Source organism: Streptomyces sp. NPDC059785 (assembly GCF_042732375.1).
In the GTDB taxonomy this organism is placed as follows: Bacteria; Actinomycetota; Actinomycetes; order Streptomycetales; family Streptomycetaceae; genus Streptomyces.
In genome coordinates this window covers 58431-74850 of the sequence record NZ_JBHWHV010000050.1, presented here as the reverse complement: position 1 = coordinate 74850, position 16420 = coordinate 58431, and the positions used below count along the sequence as shown (strand labels likewise).

General features: G+C 72.2%; 18 protein-coding genes. 14 read left to right on the top strand and 4 right to left on the bottom strand.

The features are described from left to right. Positions 1-467 precede the first annotated feature (467 nt). The 5 genes from ACFV6E_RS31280 (at position 468) to ACFV6E_RS31260 (ending at position 5977) form a co-directional block, all read left to right on the top strand. On the top strand, positions 468-2114 hold the full coding sequence (locus tag ACFV6E_RS31280; protein WP_385466179.1) for a protein kinase: 1647 nt from the start codon (positions 468-470) through the stop codon (positions 2112-2114). A 365-nt stretch (positions 2115-2479) separates the two neighbouring features. Continuing rightward, a complete protein-coding gene (locus ACFV6E_RS31275; protein ID WP_385466176.1) occupies positions 2480-3547 on the top strand; it encodes a polyprenyl synthetase family protein in 1068 nt (355 codons plus the stop codon). Positions 3548-3605: 58 nt separating this feature from the next. Then, the gene (locus tag ACFV6E_RS31270) at positions 3606-4505 is read left to right on the top strand and encodes a UbiA family prenyltransferase (RefSeq protein WP_385173569.1); all 900 of its coding nucleotides are present in this window, start codon (positions 3606-3608) and stop codon (positions 4503-4505) included. A gap of 48 nt (positions 4506-4553) precedes the next feature. Further along, on the top strand, positions 4554-5156 hold the full coding sequence (locus tag ACFV6E_RS31265) for an ATP-binding cassette domain-containing protein (protein WP_385173586.1): 603 nt from the start codon (positions 4554-4556) through the stop codon (positions 5154-5156). After that, positions 5153-5977, top strand: a complete 825-nt coding sequence (locus tag ACFV6E_RS31260) for a hypothetical protein (protein WP_385466173.1) — start codon at positions 5153-5155, stop codon at positions 5975-5977. Before ACFV6E_RS31265 ends, ACFV6E_RS31260 begins: the two co-directional genes overlap by 4 nt. On the opposite strand, the gene shc is transcribed toward ACFV6E_RS31260, so the two are convergent. Then, the gene (shc, locus tag ACFV6E_RS31255; protein ID WP_385466170.1) at positions 5953-7863 is read right to left on the bottom strand and encodes a squalene--hopene cyclase; all 1911 of its coding nucleotides are present in this window, start codon (positions 7861-7863) and stop codon (positions 5953-5955) included. The genes ACFV6E_RS31260 and shc overlap by 25 nt on opposite strands. A 277-nt stretch (positions 7864-8140) precedes the next feature. Here shc and ACFV6E_RS31250 point away from each other — a divergent pair, with 277 nt between their 5' ends. After that, the gene (locus ACFV6E_RS31250) at positions 8141-8551 is read left to right on the top strand and encodes a RidA family protein (RefSeq protein ID WP_385466167.1); all 411 of its coding nucleotides are present in this window, start codon (positions 8141-8143) and stop codon (positions 8549-8551) included. Between the two features lie 66 nt (positions 8552-8617). Here ACFV6E_RS31250 and map read toward each other — a convergent pair whose 3' ends face one another. Further along, positions 8618-9400, bottom strand: a complete 783-nt coding sequence (gene map, locus ACFV6E_RS31245) for a type I methionyl aminopeptidase (protein ID WP_385172722.1) — start codon at positions 9398-9400, stop codon at positions 8618-8620. 66 nt (positions 9401-9466) lie between these two features. On the opposite strand from map, the gene ACFV6E_RS31240 reads away from it, so the two are divergent. From ACFV6E_RS31240 to ACFV6E_RS31230, 3 genes are all read left to right on the top strand, one after another. Next, positions 9467-9769: a helix-turn-helix transcriptional regulator gene (locus tag ACFV6E_RS31240; RefSeq protein ID WP_385172719.1), complete on the top strand. Its 303-nt coding sequence runs from the start codon at positions 9467-9469 to the stop codon at positions 9767-9769. 176 nt (positions 9770-9945) lie between these two features. After that, positions 9946-10962: a permease gene (locus tag ACFV6E_RS31235; RefSeq protein WP_385466188.1), complete on the top strand. Its 1017-nt coding sequence runs from the start codon at positions 9946-9948 to the stop codon at positions 10960-10962. Continuing rightward, on the top strand, positions 10959-11759 hold the full coding sequence (locus tag ACFV6E_RS31230; RefSeq protein ID WP_385466164.1) for a TIGR03943 family putative permease subunit: 801 nt from the start codon (positions 10959-10961) through the stop codon (positions 11757-11759). The genes ACFV6E_RS31235 and ACFV6E_RS31230 overlap by 4 nt, the downstream gene beginning before the upstream one ends. An 18-nt stretch (positions 11760-11777) precedes the next feature. Here the strand turns inward: ACFV6E_RS31230 and ACFV6E_RS31225 are convergent, their stop codons facing one another. Next, entirely contained in the window at positions 11778-12347 is a 570-nt protein-coding gene (locus ACFV6E_RS31225) for a TetR/AcrR family transcriptional regulator C-terminal domain-containing protein (RefSeq protein WP_385172714.1), read from the bottom strand. Positions 12348-12439: 92 nt separating this feature from the next. Between ACFV6E_RS31225 and ACFV6E_RS31220 the strand changes: the two genes are divergently transcribed. Continuing rightward, on the top strand, positions 12440-12649 hold the full coding sequence (locus tag ACFV6E_RS31220) for a hypothetical protein (protein WP_385172711.1): 210 nt from the start codon (positions 12440-12442) through the stop codon (positions 12647-12649). Positions 12650-12759: 110 nt separating this feature from the next. After that, on the top strand, positions 12760-13653 hold the full coding sequence (locus tag ACFV6E_RS31215) for a virginiamycin B lyase (protein ID WP_385466161.1): 894 nt from the start codon (positions 12760-12762) through the stop codon (positions 13651-13653). Positions 13654-13663: 10 nt separating this feature from the next. Here ACFV6E_RS31215 and ACFV6E_RS31210 read toward each other — a convergent pair whose 3' ends face one another. Further along, a complete protein-coding gene (locus tag ACFV6E_RS31210) occupies positions 13664-14230 on the bottom strand; it encodes a MarR family winged helix-turn-helix transcriptional regulator (RefSeq protein WP_385466158.1) in 567 nt (188 codons plus the stop codon). Positions 14231-14287: 57 nt separating this feature from the next. Here ACFV6E_RS31210 and ACFV6E_RS31205 point away from each other — a divergent pair, with 57 nt between their 5' ends. From ACFV6E_RS31205 to ACFV6E_RS31195, 3 genes are all read left to right on the top strand, one after another. Next, positions 14288-15124 carry an alpha/beta fold hydrolase gene (locus ACFV6E_RS31205; protein ID WP_385172702.1) on the top strand — a complete coding sequence of 279 codons (837 nt, stop codon included), beginning with the start codon at positions 14288-14290 and terminating at the stop codon, positions 15122-15124. Positions 15125-15397: 273 nt separating this feature from the next. Next, positions 15398-15949 carry a DUF1062 domain-containing protein gene (locus tag ACFV6E_RS31200; protein WP_385466155.1) on the top strand — a complete coding sequence of 184 codons (552 nt, stop codon included), beginning with the start codon at positions 15398-15400 and terminating at the stop codon, positions 15947-15949. Beyond that, positions 15946-16377, top strand: a complete 432-nt coding sequence (locus ACFV6E_RS31195) for a hypothetical protein (RefSeq protein ID WP_385466152.1) — start codon at positions 15946-15948, stop codon at positions 16375-16377. The genes ACFV6E_RS31200 and ACFV6E_RS31195 overlap by 4 nt, the downstream gene beginning before the upstream one ends. The last annotated feature ends 43 nt before the right edge of the window (positions 16378-16420 follow it).

Sequence of the window (16420 nt, the reverse complement as noted above, 5' to 3'; positions counted from 1 at the left end):
TGCCTCTGGACCGCCCACCGCGGCCGCCGGCCGGGCCCGGACGCGGAACCGGGGGGGGCCGCCCGAGCGATCGGGCGGCCACCCCGTTGCTGCCGCCTGACACTGTCTGCTGCCGTGAACGGCCGCGTCGGTGTCACGACCCTCCACAGCGGCCGGTTCCCTGCGGTCGGACAGCAACACCCGTGTCCACAGGGCCCGTTGCCATGCGTTGCAGTCGCATCCGCGTGCCCTGATTCCATCTCGCACGGGTCGTGAGCCCCTGGTACGCCGCCCCGTGGGGACCGATCTCGGGCGGCCGGTGCCTGTCGTATGATCCGGGAACCGGCTGTGTCACGGCGACGTGGAGCGCCGTCCACGCACACTGTCGCGCGGGCGAGTCGTTCCCCGCGAGCCACCCGGCCCATGGATGACCCAGCGGGCGGCGGACGTGCGGCCGGAGCAGGTCACCCTAGGAGGAATGGCGCGTCGTGTATCCCCTCACCGCCTCCGATCCGGATCGGATCGGTCGCTACCGTCTCACCGGCCGTCTCGGAGCGGGGGGCATGGGAACCGTCTACCTCGGCAGCACCCCCGGTGGCCGGGCGGCGGCGATCAAGGTCATCGGCGATCGCTTCCAGTACGAGGAGCAGGCCCTCGAACGGTTCCGCCGTGAGGTGACCACGCTGCACACCGTGCGCAGCGCCTACACCGCCTCCCTCATCGACTGCGGCCTGGACGCGCCGCCGTACTGGTTCGCCACCGAGTACGTGCCCGGCCGGACCCTGGACGCCGCGGTGCGGGCGAACGGCGCGCTGCCCGCGGGGCTCTGCCGCAGTGTCATGGCCGCGCTGGCGGAGGGCCTGTCCGACATCCACGTCCACGGCATCCAGCACCGGGACGTGAAGCCGCAGAACATCATCCTGTCCCCGGTCGGCCCGCAGCTCATCGACTTCGGCATCGCCAAGGACGACGGGCAGGCCGCGCTGACCCAGATCGGCCACACCGCCGGTACCCCCGGATTCACACCCCCCGAGGCGATCCAGGGGGAGAAGACCACGGTCGCCGCCGACGTGTTCGCGCTCGGCGCCACCATGGCCTTCGCGGCGACCGGCCGTCCTCCTTACGGCACCGGGGCCGCCTCGGCGGTCGCGTACCGCACCGTTCACGGTGACATCGACCTGGAGGGCGTCGAGTCCGAACTGGCCGGAATGATCGCGGCCTGCACCGACCGCGACCCGGCACGGCGGCCGGCGCCCGAGGCCATCGTCGAGTTCTGCCAGTCGCAGACCGCGCTCGCCAACGACGCGGACTACCGGCGGATCGCGACGCCCGACGCGAGCGAGGGCGGGCCGGCCCCGGCTCCCGTCCCGACCACCCCGGCCGCCGGACAGCCCACCGCGGTGGACCCGTCCGGGGCGGCCCCGACCGCCGTGGCTCCGCCCGTGGCGACCCCGACCGCGGTGGACCCGGCGGCGCTGGGCGCGCGACCGACCGACATCCTCCCGGCCTCCGGCCCGTCCCTGCCGGCCGGCGGGCCCGGGCAGCGCACCTCCCGGCGCAGGATCATGCTGCTGGCAGCCGTGGGCGTGGTCGTCGCCGTCGTGGCCGCGGGCCTGCTGGTGGTGGTTTCCGGGCGGGACACCGAGAAGTCCGCCGGGCCCGAGGCCTCGCCGAGTCCGACGGCGACCGGCGCCACGAAGGAGCCGGACGAGGGCGGCACGGGGGACAGCAGCGAGGATCCGGCGGACAAGATCTCGGACGACGGGTCCGACGACGGCTCGGACGGCGGGGAGGACGCCGTGCCGGAGGAGAAGGTGATCGACGAGCCGATGAGTCTGCACCCCGGCGAGGAGATCGTGGCGGCACGGATCAAGCTCGTCCTCCAGCGCGACGGCAACCTGGTCGCGTACGACGAGACGAACCAGGCGCGCTGGTCGAGCCAGACCCAGGGCGCAGGTGCCCGGGCGGACTTCCAGGAGGACGGCAACCTCGTCGTGTACAACGCGGAGGACCAGGCCGTGTGGGCGAGCCGGACGGACGGGCACGAACAGGCCGTGCTCACCCTCCAGAAGGACGGCAACATCACGATCAGCGACGGCACATCGGTGCTCTGGGCCACCGGCACGAACTACTGAGGGGCGGTCACGTGACCCTCGACGTCACGGTCATCCCGCCCCTCTGACCCCCGTCTTCGAACTCTCCGACCCCCATCTCCCGGCCGGCGCTGAGGCGGCCGCGGCCCGGCGCATGAACATTGCTTCAGGCAACGGTTTTCCCTGGCGGCGAAACGCCCCAAACGGGTGATAGTGGACTTGCCGGTCGAATATGCGTACCTTCGCTGCAGTTCACTGCGCTCACGCCTGTGTTCCGGTTCTGCGCGCAGGCGTCTACCGAGGGATGGGATACATGAACAATCAGTTCGTCCAGTGCCGCCCGGTTCTGCCGGGCGGCACCCGGTGGAGACCCGGAGCAGCCCCCGGAACCAGGATGCGCCGTTCTCATGAGCACTGAGAGCCTGACGGCCGAGTCCGACTTCTTCACTCCGCGCGTCGCCATCGACGAGCTGCTCCGGGAGTTCCTGACGGAGAAGGCGAGCGCCGCCGCGATGCCCGGTCAGTCGGCGCTCACCTTGATGCTGCGTGACTTCATCAACGGCGGGAAGCGGGTCCGCCCCCTGCTGTGCGTGACGGGCTGGCGGGCGGCCGGGGGCCGCGGTGATCCCGCCGACGCCGTCAGGCTGGCCGCCTCCATCGAGCTGGCGCACGCCTGCGCCCTCATCCACGACGACATCATGGACGCGGCCGACAGCCGCCGCGGTCGCCCGACGGTCCACCGGCTGCTGGCCGAGAACCACAAACTGCCCACGATGGCCGAGCGGTTCGGCATCGGCGGCGCCATCCTCGTGGGCGACCTGGCCCTGGTCTGGTCCGACGAGCTGCTGCACACCACGCCCATGCCCGACGCCCACCGCACCGCCGTACTGCGGTGCGTCGACCGCGCGCGGAGCGAGCTGATCGCCGGACAGCACCTCGATCTGCTCACCACCGGCGACCTCGACGTGAGCGTCGAGACGGCGCTGACCGTCGTCCGGTACAAGGCGGCCAAGTACACCGTGGAACGCCCCCTCCAGGTGGGGGCCGCCCTCGCGGGCGCCGGGCAGCAGGCCATGGACGCGTGCAGCGCATACGGCGTCCCGCTGGGCGAAGCGTTTCAGCTGCGCGACGACGTGCTCGGCGTGTTCGGCGATCCGGACGAGATGGGCAAGTCACGGCTGGACGATCTGCGCGAGGGCAAGTGCACCAGCCTCATCGCCCACGCACTGCGCGCCGCGGACCCCACCCAGGCAGGCCGGCTGCGCTGGCTGATCGGCGACCCCGCACTGGGCGAGCGGGAGGCCGCGGAGGTCCGCTCCATCCTCACCAGCACCGGGGCACGGGCCGCCGTCGAGCAGATGATCGACGAGCGGTACCGGCAGGCGCTGGACGCCCTGGCCTCGGCGCCCTTCCCGCTCAGCACGATCCGCACGCTGGAGGCCGTCGCGGAGGCGACCGTACACCGCTCGGCATGAGCCCGATGGACCTGCTCACCGAACCCGCCCGCCCGAGCACGACGTACGGAGCCGAGCAATGACCACCATGACCACGCGCGCGCCCGCGGCGGTCCTTCAGAGCACCTGGCGCGAGATCCGGCTGAGCTGGCTCTTCATCCGGGGCGACCGCTGGACCACCGTCTTCCCCGCCACCTGCTTCGTCATGGCGGCCACGGTCCACGCGCGGCTGTCCCCGTACGAGACGGCGGCCACCGTCGCCCTGGGCGGGTGCTACTTCTGGCTCTTCATCTACGAACACACCCTGGCCAACCAGCTCGTCGGGGTCGAGGAGGACCGCCTCAACAAGCCCTACAGACCCCTGGTCACCGGCGACTGCACCGTCCGTGGCGCCCGGCTCCGGCTGATCGCCGTCCGGATCGCCTTCCCCGCGTACGGCTACTGCCTCGGCGTCCTGAAGTGGGCCCTGCTGTGGCAGATCCTCTCGCTGCTCCAGCACGAGTACGGCTGGGGCCGGCACTGGCTGGGCCGGAACCTGTACGCCGGGATCGGCGTCATCGCCCAGCTCACGGCCGCCTGGGAGATCGTCGGCGCGCTCACCCCGGACGCCTGGCGCTGGATCTGGACACTGACGATCACCGTGACGTTCCTGATGTCCGTCCAGGACCTCCGCGACATCCACGGCGACCGCGCGATCCACCGCTCCACGATGCCCCTGGTCCTCGGCGAGACGCGCACCCGCGTCTTCCTGTGCGCCGGGTTCGCCGTGGGCCCGGTGGTGATCCACCACTTCCTGATGGCACCCGCGGGAGGGCACTGGTGGATCGTCACCACGGACGTGCTCCTGGGTGCCCTGAGCCTGCTGCTGGCCGTCCGGGTGGTGCTGCGGCGCGGCCCGGAACACGACCAGCGCAGCTACCGCCTGGTGGAGCAGTGGTACACCCTCGCCCTCGCGGCCTCCATCTACACGCTTCGCTGACCGAAGGGGTTCGAGGTGCGGGCAGTGGCCACACCACGGCAGTCACGGCTGCGGATCACCGGCGTATGGAAGGCGTACGGGCGCAGACAGGTCCTGCGCGGGGCGGACCTCGACGTGCCCGCCGGGGCGCTCGCCGCGGTCGTCGGCGAGAACGGCGCGGGCAAGAGCACCCTGCTCCGGATCGCCGTGGGAGAGCTGACCCCCGACCGGGGCACGGTCATACGGACCGGAGCGGTGGGGTACTGCCCGCAACGCGCCGTGCTCAACGACTCGTTCACCGTCCGGCAGCACCTGCGGCTGTTCCAGGTCGCCCACCGGCTGCCGACGCTGGACCGCGCGCACGAGCTGATGGAGCTCCTGGCGCTCGACGACGGCGGACAGCAGCGGGCCGGGGAACTCAGCGGCGGCACACGGCAGAAGCTCAACCTGCTGCTCGCCCTGATGCACGACCCCCAGCTGCTGGTGCTCGACGAGCCCTACCAGGGGTTCGACTGGGACACCCACCAACGGTTCTGGTCCCTCGCCGCGGACCTGCGCGACCAGGGACGGTCGATCGTCGTGGTCTCCCATCTCCTGCACGACCTGCGGCATTTCGACGCGGTCAGTCAGCTGCGCGAGGGCCGCCTGCACCACGAGGAGCTCATCCGATGAGGTTCCACCGGGCCGCCTTCACCGAGATGCTGCGCTGCACCCTGCTGGGCCATCTGCGCAACCGCCTCGCCCTGATCCTGGCGGTCGTGTTCGTCCCCGGCTGGATCGCCGTCGCGCGGCTGAGCGCCTCGGACCGGGTGATGCGCTTCTCCCTGGACTCCACCGGCGGCGACGTCCTCGCCCAGGCGAGCCGGGTCGGCCAGGTGGCCAACGCGCTCGCCGCCGCCACCCTGGTCACCGGGTTCGTGATGTTCATGCAGACGTTCAAGGCGGGGGAAACGGACCGCCGGCTCCTGCTGGCCGGCTACCCCCGGGTGCCGATGCTGCTGGCGAAGGTCGCCGCCGTCGCCCTCGTCGCAGCTCTCCTCGCCCTGTACACCATGGCCGTGCTGTGGATCTCCCTGCCCGTACGCCAGTGGGGGCCCCTCGCCCTCGCCGTCCTCGGGGCCGGTCTGGCCTACGGCGGCATCGGGCTGCTGCTGGGCTCCCTGGTACGGGGCGAGCTGGAGGGCTTCTTCCTCGTCATCATGCTCAGTCTGGTCGACACCGGCCTCCAGAACCCGGTCCTCAACGTGGCCGACCTCCCCGTCCTGCCCGCGTTCCCCCTCTACGGCGCCAACCAGCTGGCCCTGGCCGCCGCGTTCAGCTCCCGCACGCCCTGGACCCACGGTCTGCTCCCGCTCGCCTGGTCCGCCGCGACCGGTGCGCTGGCCCTGCTCGTCTTCCACGCCCGCACCCGCTCGCACTGCGAGACGGGCCCGGACGCGGACCCCGGCACCGATACGGATACCGGCACTCAGCTGTCCGGGTGCCGGACGTAGCGGGCCAGTGCCGTGAGCGGGAAGACGTGCCGGTAGCACTCGTAGTTGATGGACACCACCCGGGGGACGACCGTGCCGGTGGCCTGCGGCTCCTCCCACGTACCGGTGTCCGTCTGGCGCCCGGTCAGCCAGCGCACCCCGCCCCGGACCTCGGCGCTGTCGCGTTCTCCCGCGGCGAGCAGCGCGAGCAGCGCCCAGGAGGTCTGTGAGGCGGTGGACGTACCCCGGCCGGCGTAGGTCGCCGGATCGGTGTACGAGCGCCAGTCCTCGCCCCAGCCGCCGTCCTCGTTCTGTACGGACCTCAGCCAGGTGACGGCGCGCCGGACGGCCAAGTGGTCGCGGGGGACCCCCGCGGCGACGAGCGCCGGGAGGACACAGCCGGTGCCGTAGAGGTGGTTGACGCCCCAGCGGCCGTACCACGCGCCGTTGTCCTCCTGGTGCCGGAGCAGCCAGCGGACGCCGCGCCGGGTACGGGGATCGTCCCGCAGTCCGAGGCGGGCGAGCATCTCCACGACATGGCCGGTGACGTCGGCGGTGGGCGCGTCGACGCAGTGGCCGCCGATGTCCAGGAAGGGCAGCCTGGTGGGGAGGGCGCCGGTGACGTCGGGTTCGAAGCCCGCCCACCCGCCGTCCTTGCACTGCACACCCAGGTTCCAGCGCAACCCCCTGTCCACCGCGGCGTCGACGCGTGCCGGGTCGGGGTGGGCGACCCGGCGCAGTGCGAGGAGCACCTCGGAGGTGTCGTCGGTGTCGGGCCACGTCTGGTTGTGGAACACGAAGGCCCAGCCGCCGGGGTCGAGTCCGGGACTGCGGACGGCCCAGTCGCCCGGCCGGTCGGTCTGCCGGGTGAGCAGCCAGTCGGCGGCCTTGACCAGGGCGGGATGGTCGGCGGGCACACCGGCGTCGGCGAGCGCGGTGACGGACAGGCAGGTTTCCCAGACCGGGCTTTTGACGGTCTCCACCTTGCGCACGTCGTCCTCGGGCCAGGCGACGCTGCCCGTCACGAAGTCCACGGCGGCCCTGAGCGCCGGGTGGTCCAGCGCGTAGCCCTGCAAGTGCAGGGCGATCACCGCGAAGATGGTCATCGGGGCGACGCCGCCCCAACTGCCGTCCGCCTCCTGGCGTTCCAGCAGCCAGCGGGTACAGGCATGGATCGCGGACCGGCGCAGTACGCGGGGCGCGCCCCTGAGGCAGACCCGGGCAGCGGTGTTCAGGCGCCTGAAGACGCGGTCGCGCCGGCCGGCCGGGGACGAGGTGCCGGGCGGGGCGAAGAGTTCGTCGATGGCGAAGGGCGCCGGCCGCACGGGCCGGTGCGCGCTGATGACGCTGACCGCCACGATCACCTGGCGGGCCCACGAGTTGAACGAGTAGATGCTCAGGGGCGCCCGCGCGGGCTGGGCGATGATCTCGGGCGGGATCTCGGGGAGTTCGTCCCAGCTCCACCAGCCGAACAGGGCGAGCCACAGCCGCGGGGTCAGGGTGGCGGCCGCGACGCCGCCCTGCTCGCGCACCCACGCCGCGCACCGCGCCATGTGCTCCTCGTCCGGGCGGTCCCCGGCCAGCCGCAGCGCCACGTACGCCTGGATGGTGATGTCCAGGTCGCCGGGGCCGCCGGGAGCCGTCGGCCAGGTGCCGTCCGCGCTCTGCCGGGAGCGGATCCACCGGCCGCTCGCCGCGGTCACGCGCTCGTCCGCGAGCCCCAGGAACCGCCGGAAGAACAGGTCCTGGGCGTCGTAGCCCATGTCGGTCTGCGCGAAACCCAGCCACCATCCCCCGGCCTGCTGCCGGGCCAGCAGATGGTCCGTGGCCCGCCGCACCGCTCGCCGGGCGGCCTCCTCGGGGGCGGCGTCCTGCGCCCGTGACATGTCGTCGGCTGTCGTCGTCATGGCACCCCTGCACATCGCTGGCGGTCGAAGATGCCGCGAAACTACCGATAAGTGACGGAAAGGCGGGCCGGGACGCGCGGTGAGTCAGGTTTCCGTCCCACGGAAAGCCCGACCCGTCGCCGGACGGCCGGAGCGGGGCCCGCCGGACGGCCGGAGCGGGGCCCGCCGGACCCCGCGGCGGGACCGGACCGGGCGGTCCGAAAAGGGGAGGCGGTGCGGGTGCGGCGTTGGCAGGATGGCCGCGCACCGCATCCGATGGGAAGGGACCCCCGTAACCGTGGCTCGTGCCGTCACCCTGATCCGTTCCGCCGCGCTGTCCGGCGTCGCCGAGTACGCCTACGCGGCCACGGCGCCCGCCGGGTCCCGCCTGATCTTCCTCGCCGGGGCCTGCCCGCTGAACGACGACGGCTCCACGGCGGCGATCGGGGACTACGCGGGCCAGGCGCGCAAGGCCGTCGAGAACATGCGCACGGCGCTCGACGCGGCCGGTGCCTCGCTCCAGGACGTCATCAGCACGAGGGTCCTGGTGGCCTCGGCCCGGCAGGAGGACCTGGTGACCGCCTGGGAGGTGGTGCGGGACGCGTTCGGCGACCATGACGTGCCCAGCACCCTGATGGGCGTCGCCGTGCTCGGCTACCACGACCAGCTCGTCGAGATCGAGGCCGTCGCCGCCGTACTCGACGCGTGAGACCCGTACCGGCTCCGGGGTCCGGCGGTCACGGTGCCGGGGAGGCGCACCGGCCGGCGGACGGGCTCACCGCTGTGCCTGCTTCGGCAGGGTGAGGATCTCGGCGCCGTCGTCGGTGATGGCGATCGTGTGCTCGCTGTGGGCCGTCCGGCAGCCCGTCGCGCTGCGCAGCGTCCACCCGTCGGCGTCGGTGACGAGCTCGGCGGTGTCCGCCATGACCCACGGCTCCAGCGCGAGCAGCAGTCCGGGGCGGAGTTTGTAACCGCGGCCGGGGCGGCCGGTGTTCGCGACGTGCGGGTCCTGGTGCATGGTCGAGCCGATGCCGTGCCCGCCGAACTCGGTGTTGACCGGGTAGCCCGCCGCGCCGAGGACCGTGCCGATGGCGTGGGAGATGTCGCCGATGCGGGCCCCGGGCCCGGCGGCGGCGATCCCCGCGGCCAGCGCGCGCTCGGTCGTCTCGATCAGCGCGACGTCCTCCGCGGGCCTGGCGTCGCCCACGATGAAGCTGATCGCGGAGTCCGCGGCGACTCCGCCCAGCAGGACGGCGAGGTCGAGGGTGAGCAGATCTCCGTCCGCGAGCTTGTAGTCGTACGGCCGTCCGTGCAGCACGGCGTCGTTGACGGCCGTGCAGATGTAGTGGCCGAACGGGCCGCGGCCGAAGGACGGCTCGTAGTCGACGTAGCAGGACTGGGCGCCCGCCTCGGTGATCATGGCCTTGGTCCACCGGTCGATGTCCATCAGGTTCGTGCCGACCGTACTGCGGCTCTTCATCGTTTGCAGGATCTCGGCGACCAGGGCGCCGGTGTCCTTCGCGCGGGCCAGCAGGGTGGGGTTCAGGATCTCGATCATGCGGCGCCCTTCTCATGTGACCAATAACTATACCGGCCATACTATACCGGTACTAGAATCGGAGTCATGGTCAGGTTGCCGCTCACTCCCGCAGAGGTCGAACGTGGACAGCGCCTCGGCGCCCTCCTGCGCCGGGCCAGGGGAGAGCGCTCGATGCTCGAAGTCGCGCTCGACGCCCGTGTCTCGCCGGAGACCCTCCGAAAGATCGAGTCGGGCCGTGTGGCCACCCCCGCCTTCCCCACCATCGCGGCGATCGCCGACGTCCTCGGCCTCTCCCTCGACGCGGTGTGGGCCGAGATCAACCTGCCCGAACCGGGCGTCGCGGCGGCCGAGCCCGGCCGTGCTGCACGAAGGCAGCTGACCTCGTAGGCGGTACGTGCCGGCCGCCGTCGGATCCGGTGCGCGTACGGACGTTAAGGTAAGCGTTCGAACGGATCTCGAACCATGTCCGGCATGGCGATGTCCGAGGTGCCCGGTGTCCGGCAGGCCCGAGCGACATCCCTCTTGGAGCTGGCGTGCAGAAGACCGACGAACCGGCGGGAGAGATGGCCGGGGCGGTGGCCGTCACGCCGGCGACCGTGTCCCCGCCGCCCGCCTCCCTCCGCGCCCGTTCCCTGCCCTGGCCGCTCCTGTCGGCCTGCGCCCTCGCCCTCCTCGCCATGGCGTTCCTCGCCGGGAGCGGGTGGCTGGACGACCCCGTCGTGCAGACGTGGCGGACCGTCTGCCTCGCCGTCACCGTGCAGGCGCTGCCGTTCCTGCTGCTCGGCACGGCCCTGTCCGGAGCGATCAACGCCTTCGTACCGGCGCGGGTGTTCAGCCGGGTGCTGCCCAGGCGCCCGGCCGTCGCCGTCCCGGTCGCCGGTCTCGCCGGAGTCGTCCTGCCGGGCTGCGAGTGCGCTTCGGTACCGGTCGCGAACAGCCTCATCGGCCGCGGGGTCAATCCGGCCGCCGCCTTCGCGTTCCTGCTCTCCGCGCCCGCCATCAACCCCGTCGTGCTGACCGCCACGGCCATCGCCTTCCCCAACAGCCCCGTCATGGTGCTGGCCCGGCTGCTCGCCTCGCTCGCCACCGCCGCCCTCATGGGCTGGCTGTGGCTGTGGCGGGGCCGTGAGGAGTGGCTGCGGCCCGCCGTGCGGCACACCGGCCACGAGCACGGGCACAGCAGGTGGCGGGAGTTCCGGACCGGCTTCCAGCACGACTTCCTGCACGCGGGCGGCTTCCTGGTCCTCGGGGCCATGGCGGCGGCGACGTTCAACGTGGCCGTGCCGCGCCGTGTCATCGACGCCTTCTCCGGCTCGCTCCTGCTGTCCGTCTTCTTCCTGACGGCGCTCGCCGTCCTGCTTTCCATCTGCTCCGAGGCCGACGCCTTCGTGGCGGCCTCGCTCACCGGGTTCCCGCCCCTCGCCCAACTGGCGTTCATGGTGGTCGGACCGATGGTCGACGTGAAACTGATCGCATTGCAGACGGGCACGTTCGGCCCGGCCTTCGCGATCCGGTTCTCCGCCGCCACGACGGTCGTGGCGGTGCTGTGCAGCCTGCTGATCGGGGGAGTACTGCTGTGAAACGGCCTGTCCAGGTGGCGCTGCTCGCCCTCGGCGGCCTCGGCCTGCTGCACGTCTCGCTCTTCACCGACCTGTACCTGAACTACGTCAAGGCCGGCATGCGGCCCCTGCTGATCGGCTCTGGCGTACTGCTGCTGCTCCTGGCCGTGGCCGAGGCGTGGTCCCGCCGGCAGCCCGAAGCCGACGGAGAGCGCCATGAGCCGCGCGGGCGCGAGGACCGGCACGGGCGTGAGGGGCATCAGGGGCACGCGGGCGGCGGCGGACATGACCACTCCTCCGTCCCCGGTGTCGCCTGGCTGCTGTTCCTCCCCGTGCTCAGCCTGCTCTTCTACGCGCCACCGGCACTCGGCGCCTACACCGCTTCCCGGGAGGTGCCCGCAGCGGTGACGGAGCAGCAGCGGCCCGAGGGCTTCGAGCCGCTGCCCGCGACCTCGCCGCTGCCGATCACCCTCACCGACTTCACGCGCCGCGTACGGCAGGACCGGGAACAGGCCGTCAAGGGGCGCACCGTCCGGATGACCGGGTTCGTCACGCCCGACAAGCAGGGCGGGGGCTGGTACCTGACCCGCATCATCATTTCGTGCTGCGCGGCGGACGCCCAGTCGGTGAAGGTGCGGATGTACGGCACCGCGGCGCTGCCCGCCGACACCTGGGTGACGGTGACGGGAACCTGGCACCCGGGCGGGACCCTGGGCACCCGGTCGGCCCCCGTCGCCCTCGACGTCGCCTCGGTGAAGAAGACCGCCCGGCCGATGAACGGGTACAAGGACGCCCTCCCCTTGCCGGACGCGGGCTGAACCGCCGTACGTCTGCGGTCAGGACAGGCCGGAGAGGATCGCCTCCAGGCCGAAGGCGAAGCGGTCCTCGAACGAGCCCTGCGCCAGGTGGGTGACCACCCGGTGCAGGGCCGGGTGCTCGCCGGCGTCGACGGCACGGGCGAGACGGTCGTCGCGCTCGTCGGGTGCGGCCTGTGTCTCCTGCGTCAGGCCGAGGACGAAGTAGCTGACCGTCCACGCCGTCCAGGCTGCCTGCCGCGTGTCCGCGCCGGCTGCCAGCAGGGCGTCGACGAGGTGGTCGGCGAAGCGCAGGGTGTGCGGTTCGGCCGGGTAGGTGCCGGTCACCAGGGCGGCGCCGTCGCGGTGGTCCAGTAGCGCCCGCCGGTAGCGGCAGGCCAGCTCCCGTACCCGCTGGGCGGCGTCCGCGGGCAGATCCTCGTAGCCGATGCCGCCGAGGACGGCGTCGGCCATCAGCTCCAGCATCCGGGCCTTCGTCTTCACGTGCCACAGGACGGTGTTCATACGGACTCCGAGGCGGTCGGCCACCGCCCGCGTGGACAGCTCGTCGAGCCCTCGCTCGTCGAGCACGTGGAGCGCGGAGTCGATCACGGCCGTGCGGGTGAGCCGGCCCGCGGCGTCTTCCCGATCTCACCGGCGACGCGACCGGCCCGTTCGGCCGGCCGGCCCGCCCGGGACTGCGCGTGCACAGCGGCGTTCCGCACCTTCCCCCGGCCGACTGGTCCGGTGTCCGTGCCGTCCTTCTCCGCCCCGACGGCCACATCGCCTGGGCGGGCACCGACCACGACGCCGCCGCCCTCGCGGACGAACTCGCCGAGGCCCTCGCCGCGCACGTACCGGGCGTCCGTGCCGGCGCCGTGCCGGGGGGTCTGGCGGAACCGTCCGTCGCCTGAGCCCCGACCGGGGTCAGCGGGAAAAGCGGTTGCACCGGCCGTCTCCTCGCGGACAGGGTGCGATCGTGCGCCGCCACCGCACCCTCGCCCCACCCCGACAAGGAGTCGCCGTGCACCCTGCCGAAGCCCCGGCCATCGACGAGTTCCCGGCCGGGGGCGCGGAGGCGGGCCCCTACGGCATCGCGGCCGGCCCCGACGGTGCCCTGTGGCTCACCCTCGTGCACAGCGGCCACATCGCCCGCCTCAGCGTCGACGGCGGATTCGAGCAGTACGCGCTGGACCCGCCGACGTGCCGTCCCACCGTCATCGCCCCCGGGCCCGACGGAGCGCTGTGGTTCACCCGGTATCAGGACCACCGGATCGGGCGTGTGACCGTCGACGGTGAGACGGAGGTCTTCGACCTTCCGACGCCGGACAGCGGTCCCTTCGGCATCACCGCGGGCCCGGACGGTGCGATGTGGTTCACGGAGACGACGACCGACCGGATCGGGCGCATCACCGGCCGGGGAGAGGTCACCGAGTTCGCCCTCCCCGTCGAGGGCGGCTTCCCCTCGGCGATCACCGCGGGTCCCGACGGAGCGCTGTGGTTCACCCTCAACCAGGCGAACGCGATCGGCCGCATCACCCCCGACGGCGACACCGTCCTGCACGCCCTGCCCACACCGGGAGCCGCACCCGTGGGCATCACCGGTGACGGCACCGCCCTGTGGTTCGTGGAGATCGCGGCGGGCCGGATCGGCAGGATCTCGACGGACGGCCGGATCGAGGAGTTCCCGCTCCCCGACCGTGCGGCCAGACCCCACGCCGTCGTCGCGGTCCCGACAGGGGAGTGCTGGTTCACCGAATGGGGAGCCAACCGCGTCGGCCGCATCACCCCAAGCGGCGAGATCACCGAGTACGACCTGCCCACACCGTCGTCCGAACCGCACGGCATCACCGCGGGTCCCGACGGCGCACTCTGGATCGCCCTCGAAACGGGCGGAGTCGCGCGGGTGGCGCCGTAGCCCCGTAGGCTCAGTCCACGTCCACGTCCACGTCGGCGAAGAGTGCGTGCATCGCGCCCAGTACGCGCAGGCAGGCGTCGATGTCCGCCATGGTCAGATCGCCGTCCACGCGCCGCAGCAGGGCGTGCTCGCGGGCCCGCACCGCGCCGATCGCGGCACGGCCCCCGTCGGTGAGCCTGATGAGTGAGGAGCGGCGGTGCGCGGGGTTGGCGACGCTCTCCGCCAGGCCGTGACGTGCCGCGTCGTTCACCATGCGCTGCACGAACTGCCGGCTGAGCGCCTGCGCCCGCCCCATCTGAGGCACCGTCATAGGACCGTGCGCGCGCAGCAGATCGAGCACCGCACGCACGCCGACCGACAGGCCCTCGTCGGGCGCTTCCCGCTCCACCTTCCGGTGGACCCTCCGGTAGAGCGGGCCGACCAGGTCGAAGACCTCCGTGAGGCGCTCGGCCAGCTCGTCCGGGGAAGGCGCGGCGGGCACCGCGGTCCGATCGGCGGTCGAGCCTTCATCCGCCGTGTCCTCATCCGCCGTGTCCTCATCCGTCATGTGCTCACCCGTCATGTCCTCATCCGTCATGCGTGCATCATGACACCTAGGTTGCCAACCCATGGAGATGATGACACCTTGGTTGTCATGAATGGTGAGCTCGCATCCGCCCCGATCCGTTCACTGACCACCACCGACGGCCGTCTCGCCTACCAGGAGGCCGGTTCCGGGCCGGCACTCGTCTTCCTGCACGGCGGCTTCCTCGACCACCGCATGTGGGAGGAGCAGCTGCGGACCTTCGCTCCGCGGTACCGGGTCATCGCGTTCGACGCCCGCGGACACGGCGGCTCGTCCAACGCGACCGGCCCCTTCCGTCCCGCCGACGACGTCGCCGCACTGCTGCGCGGCCTGGACGCGGCCCCGGCCGTGCTCGTAGGCGTCTCGATGGGCGGCGCGACCGCCGTCGACTGCGCACTGGAACATCCCGGCCTGGTCCGCGCCGTCGTCGTCAGCGGCGTCGGCACCAGTGAGCCCGTCTTCGAGGACCCGTGGGCGCTGGACGTCCTCGCCGCCCAGGGGCGGTCACTGGCCGCGGGCGATGTGACCGGCTGGGTCGACGCGTTCCAGCGTTTCACGGCCGGGCCGCACCGCGAGCTGTCCGTCGTCGATCCCGAAGTGGTGCGCCGGATACGGGAGATGGCGCTCAACACGCTCCGCAAGCACGTGCCCGGTGAGCCGGACCACCGGGTGCCGATCGCGGCCACCTGGGAGCGCGCGTCCGGGATCACCGTCCCCGTGTGCGCGATCAACGGCGCCCTGGACGGCCCGGACCATCTCGCGATGGCCGGCCGGCTCACGGAGCTGGTCCCCGACGGGCACACCACCACCGTGCCGGGCGCCGCGCACTACCCGAACATGGAGAACCCGGCCCGCTACGAGGTGGAACTGGCCGCGTTCTTGGAGCGCGTCGGAGTCGCGGGCTGAGCGGAACCGGCCGGACCGAGCGGGACCGGCAGGCCGTACGGGGCACGGGACATGAGTCGTTGCTGAGGCGCTGGAAAAGCAGTGGAACGGCGCCGCTGTCGGCCATTACCGTGCTGCCGAACCCCGTCGTCCAGTCAGAGGCAGGCCCTTGTACACCCTGTGAGACCCACCGAGCGCTGAACCGTCGCGCGTCGCACCTGTGCGCCGCGCTGCTTCTTGCTGCGGACTTCTCACTGGAACCGGTGTACTTCTGTGCTCAATACCTGGGTGGTCATGCCCACCTGCCTGCCGCACGTTCTCCGCCGTTGCCACACGTGCGCGGCCGAACGCTTCCGGGCGAACGGCAAGTTCCGTGTCAACGCGAACCACAAGCTCATCGACGCCTGGCTCCTCGTGCTCTGCACCACCTGCGGGGAGACCGCGAAGCTCACGGTCCTGGAGCGGATGAACGTACGCTCCGTACGGCCCGAGCTGCTGGACCGTCTGCACGCCAACGACCCCGCCCTGGCGCCCGAGTTGCTCCAGGATCCGGTCGTACGGCGCCGCAATCGCGTCGCTCTCGACTGGGCCGGAGCCTGGCGCCTCGACACCGGCGGATCGGATCACCTGGACCGCGAGGTGACCGACGTCTCGGTCCGCTTCGCGGCGCGGATCCCGGTCCGGCCGGTGCGACTGATCGCCGAAGGCTGCGGTCTGCCGCGCGCCGAGGTCGAAAGGCTGGCATCGGAGGGGAGCCTCGTCTCGGCGGTCCGGCTGAGCGGCAGGCTCTCCAGCGACTTCACCTTCACGCTCAAGCGTTCTCGATCCTGCCGACACCCAGGATGACCGGACGCTACGAGGGAGACGTGAACATGCTGGCGGGGTCGGCGGCGGGCCGGGAAACGAGTGAGGGAACGGGCGCCGGCACGGACGGGCATGCGGACGCGGACGCCGGTGCGGTCACCGGCAAGGGCGCGGGACGGCGCCGGTTCTGCAACGGCCGGGTGCTCGGCATCACGGCCCTGGTGCTCGTGACCCTGGCCGACGGCGGCCACCTCGCCAAGCCGCTCTGGCAGCCCTGGTGGTACGGCGCGACCCTGTGCGGGGGACATGTCGCGGGCGGTGACCTCGCCGCCCTGCTGCCGAATGAACAGTTGCGGGCGGGCACCGAATCCTGGGACACCGCGGACGGCGTCCTGCGGTGCGCGATCGACAGGGGACGACGACCATTTCGTTCTGGAGGCCGAGGTGCAGACCGATCCCGAGGCCGTTGACGCGGCGCTGAGGCAGGATTTCCCGATCCCGGGTCGAGCCCCA

Excerpts from the sequence above, each read along its gene's own strand:
- ACFV6E_RS31275 (WP_385466176.1), top strand. The coding sequence starts at position 2,480 with ATGAGCACTGAGAGCCTGACGGCCGAGTCCGACTTCTTCACTCCGCGC.
- ACFV6E_RS31270 (WP_385173569.1), top strand. The coding sequence starts at position 3,606 with ATGACCACCATGACCACGCGCGCGCCCGCGGCGGTCCTTCAGAGCACC.
- ACFV6E_RS31260 (WP_385466173.1), top strand. The coding sequence starts at position 5,153 with ATGAGGTTCCACCGGGCCGCCTTCACCGAGATGCTGCGCTGCACCCTG.
- shc (WP_385466170.1), bottom strand. The coding sequence starts at position 7,863 with ATGACGACGACAGCCGACGACATGTCACGGGCGCAGGACGCCGCCCCC.
- map (WP_385172722.1), bottom strand. The coding sequence starts at position 9,400 with ATGATCGAGATCCTGAACCCCACCCTGCTGGCCCGCGCGAAGGACACC.
- ACFV6E_RS31240 (WP_385172719.1), top strand. The coding sequence starts at position 9,467 with ATGGTCAGGTTGCCGCTCACTCCCGCAGAGGTCGAACGTGGACAGCGC.
- ACFV6E_RS31235 (WP_385466188.1), top strand. The coding sequence starts at position 9,946 with ATGGCCGGGGCGGTGGCCGTCACGCCGGCGACCGTGTCCCCGCCGCCC.
- ACFV6E_RS31210 (WP_385466158.1), bottom strand. The coding sequence starts at position 14,230 with ATGACGGATGAGGACATGACGGGTGAGCACATGACGGATGAGGACACG.
- ACFV6E_RS31205 (WP_385172702.1), top strand. The coding sequence starts at position 14,288 with ATGAATGGTGAGCTCGCATCCGCCCCGATCCGTTCACTGACCACCACC.
- ACFV6E_RS31200 (WP_385466155.1), top strand. The coding sequence starts at position 15,398 with ATGCCCACCTGCCTGCCGCACGTTCTCCGCCGTTGCCACACGTGCGCG.
- ACFV6E_RS31195 (WP_385466152.1), top strand. The coding sequence starts at position 15,946 with ATGACCGGACGCTACGAGGGAGACGTGAACATGCTGGCGGGGTCGGCG.